This is a genomic window from Hoylesella enoeca JCM 12259, assembly GCF_000613405.1.
Taxonomy (GTDB): domain Bacteria; phylum Bacteroidota; class Bacteroidia; order Bacteroidales; family Bacteroidaceae; genus Prevotella; species Prevotella enoeca.
In genome coordinates this window covers 1-3495 of sequence record NZ_BAIX01000084.1, presented here as the reverse complement: position 1 = coordinate 3495, position 3495 = coordinate 1, and the positions used below count along the sequence as shown (strand labels likewise).

General features: G+C 44.5%; 3 protein-coding genes. All 3 read left to right on the top strand.

Features of this window, described 5'->3' with window-relative positions; genetic code table 11:
- Positions 1–191: 191 nt before the first annotated feature.
- Entirely contained in the window at positions 192–1367 is a 1176-nt protein-coding gene (locus tag JCM12259_RS16345; RefSeq protein WP_159105386.1) for a tyrosine-type recombinase/integrase, read from the top strand.
- On the top strand, positions 1360–2373 hold the full coding sequence (locus JCM12259_RS12485; RefSeq protein WP_025066691.1) for a tyrosine-type recombinase/integrase: 1014 nt from the start codon (positions 1360–1362) through the stop codon (positions 2371–2373). Before JCM12259_RS16345 ends, JCM12259_RS12485 begins: the two co-directional genes overlap by 8 nt.
- 99 nt (positions 2374–2472) lie before the next feature.
- A complete protein-coding gene (locus tag JCM12259_RS15570; RefSeq protein ID WP_234396616.1) occupies positions 2473–3387 on the top strand; it encodes a tyrosine-type recombinase/integrase in 915 nt (304 codons plus the stop codon).
- The last annotated feature ends 108 nt before the right edge of the window (positions 3388–3495 follow it).

Below are 3495 nucleotides of genomic sequence, written 5' to 3'. Positions count from 1 at the left end.
TCACTATTATCCAAAGTAAAATATTATCCAGAGAATGCCTTTGGTATACTATGTATTTAACTGTATATCAGATTTACTGGTGATAATGTTTGGCGGATAAGAATATTGTGCTATATTGGAAGAGTACCAACAAATTTTTCAATATGAAACAAACAAACATCAAATCACTAATTACTACCTGTCAGGAGAAGATGATAAGCAATGGCTATAGTGAGAGCACTATTGCCACACACATGTCGAATCTTGAACGGGGTATCCTCGCCTACATGTCAGAGAGAGGAGTAGAGTTCTATAATCCCGGCATTGGAGACTCTTTTCTTGAAAGTCTTACTAGAAACACCCAATGGGAAAAGCACTATCGTTGCATCGGCATGTTGAACTCGGTGTTAAGGTATGGGCATATAATGGTAAATCGTCCTCCAAGCCAAAGGCATGAACTTCCTGGAGAAATAGGAGCAGTGGCAAGACGGCTTATTGAACTAAAGCGTTCGGAACGTGCTTCCCCGAAAACGATAGAGGTTTACCAACGCGTAATATCCCAGTTTATCGCAGTGGTTCAAATTAAAGGAGTCAAGCAAGTGGCTGAAATCACAGAGTCGCACATCATCGATTTCATCTCCACAAGTACAAACAGCAGAGGACAGCGACTGTATGTAATGAAGATGTTCTTCAAATATCTTTTGACGGAAGGGCATGTCAAGTATAGCCTTGGGGCATTACTTGATTCAGTAAAGGCTCCACAACGGGAGAAAGTACCGTCGGTTTACAATCAGGACGAGATTGCCCTTATAGAAAACTCCATTGACAGGAGCAATTTCGGAGGCAGACGTCTGTATGCGATGTTTCTGCTGGCATCAAGGCTTGGGCTGAGAGTGTCGGATATAATCCGGCTTCGCTTCGCAAATCTGGACTGGGATAAATGCACCATCTCCATCATTCAATACAAGACAAAACACGAGGTTGTGCTTCCGTTGCTGACGGATGTAGGAAATGCAATCATAGATTATCTCCAAGCAGAAAGACCGTCCTCGGATGATGAACATGTGTTTATTTCAATGCGTCCGCCATACAAAGGAGTGTCGCGTGATACCGTATGGCTTGGGTTGCAGAAGGCTATCCAACAGTCAGGTGTAAACATACAGCGTCGTCGGCACGGTATTCATGCGTTCAGACATTCCCTTGCATCTCAGCTCCTGTCCAAAGAAACTCCATTACCCATAATCAGCAGTACATTGGGGCATGTGTCCACGGCAACAACCTCCAATTATTTGAGGGTGGACTTGGCGAAATTGAAGTCTATATTGCTTTCGCCCTCGTTGGTCCCGGAAAGATTTTATACGCAGAAAGGAGGTATATTCTATGAATAAAGGATACGTCTTTCGTAGCGCTTTTGCCCCGTACATACTGGAGTTCTTGAAAATGAAAGGCAATCTTGTCGTCAATTCGGATGTTTACCGCCACACATTGCAGCAATGGGACGAAGCCATGTTGGAGAACGGGTTCAATGAGCTGTATGTCACAAGAGGGATGGTGTCGGCGTGGGAAAACTCTTTAAGGAACATCTGCGACAGGACATCCTATGCCAAACATACCCAACTCATCCAGTTCCTCAAATACATGTGTAGACTCGGCATAGAGTGCTTTGTGCCAAGGGTTCCAAAGCGTCCATCCAACATATACTTTCCCTATGTGTTCACACATGAAGAAATGTATCGAATCATGGAAACCATTGACAAATCGGAACAGAAAGGCTTCTGTCCCAAAAGTTGCCTTATCTGCATGCCATGCCTGTTCCGGCTGTTATATTCGACCGGAATGCGAATCTCGGAGGCTCTTAACATTAAGAATGGAGACGTCAATTTTCAGTCAGATGCAATTTTATTGACAAAAACTAAGAACGACAAGGAGAGGATTATCCCCATGAATCCAGAATTGAAAGCGGTATTGTTACAATACATGAAATATCGTGACATGATGCCGGTGGAAGGAATCTGCAAGCCGGAACGCCACCTGTTTGTGTCAGGAATAGGAAAGCCGTTCACGGCAACCACGCCATACACTTTCTTCAAAAAGATACTTCGGCAATGCGGGATAGCCCACAAAGGCAAAAAACAAGGCCCCCGGGTTCACGACCTCCGTCATACGTTCGCAGTACATACCTTACAAAAGATGGCAACCGAAGGCGTGGATCTGTATGCCGGATTACCAGTCCTGTCAGTTCTCCTCGGCCATGCGGGTGTCAGGGAAACGGAATGGTATCTGAGGCTTACGCGTGAGTTCTATCCCGAAGTGATTGATATAATATCTTCTACAACTGGAGGCATCTTCCCCGATGTCGACAAAAACAACATGTATTATGGAAAAAGAAACTGACTTTGCCCGGCACCTTACAATTTTCTTGTCGGACTATCTGATGAAAGAGCGGGGCGTTAGCACCACACTCTTAGGAGCTATGCCTACACGTTTGACTTGATGCTGGACTATATGTTGGAGGTGGAGAAAATCCCGGCAGAACGAATCGAGCTGAAACACCTTACACGTGATTGCACGACAGGATTCTTAGACTGGCTACAGACTGAAAGAAAATGCACCGACAACACGCGTAACGCACGCCTTGCTGCGATACATGCGTTCTGCAAATATCTACAATACGAGGACGTTAAGAGAATCGGTTGCTGGCAACAAATAATGACAATAAAGGCCAAGCATAAAGCGTCAGGCCCCATATCCTCATTGAGCATCGAAGCAATGAAAACCCTACTTGCAGAGATACCGACTGACACAATGCAGGGAAGACGGCATCTTGCCATATTATCCCTACTTTACGAAAGTGGTGCCAGGGTGCAGGAGCTCATCAACCTTACTCCAACCGACTTGTCACTGGAACCGCCAGCATATGTGACTTTATTCGGAAAAGGCCGTAAGAAGAGGGTTGTTCCATTACAAAAGCGGCTGGTATCCATAATGAAACTGTATCTGTCCGAACATAAACTTGATTTGCCGGGAAGAGAGAGAAGGTATCTCTTCTACAATAACCGTGGTGCGAAACTCTCAAACTCCGGAATAGCGCATATCATTACATTGTATGCAAACGATGTAAGGGTTAAGCATCCCGGGTTTCTCCCGGATAAAATATCCCCACACTCTTTCAGGCACTCGAAAGCCATGCATCTGTTGCAGGCCGGCGTGAATCTTGTCTACATACGGGACATATTAGGTCATGCGTCCATCAAGACTACTGAAATATATGCTCGTGCAGACTCTAAGCAAAAGAGAGATGCGCTAGAGAAGGCATATGCAGACATCACCCCTGAACGCCCCGAGAAGGGAGAATGGGAAACTAAGCCCCACATAAAAAACTGGTTAAAACAGTTTACACGGAAGTAATATCATCAAATATTATCCCAAGCTATTATAGCAAGTAATGATGTTATATACTTAATAATCAATACTTATCGTTATTGGCTTGGGATAATCTTGAAGTGAGGATAATAA

Coding starts and splice junctions, on each gene's coding strand:
- JCM12259_RS16345 (WP_159105386.1), top strand. CDS start 192: ATGATAAGCAATGGCTATAGTGAGAGCACTATTGCCACACACATGTCG.
- JCM12259_RS12485 (WP_025066691.1), top strand. CDS start 1,360: ATGAATAAAGGATACGTCTTTCGTAGCGCTTTTGCCCCGTACATACTG.
- JCM12259_RS15570 (WP_234396616.1), top strand. CDS start 2,473: ATGCTGGACTATATGTTGGAGGTGGAGAAAATCCCGGCAGAACGAATC.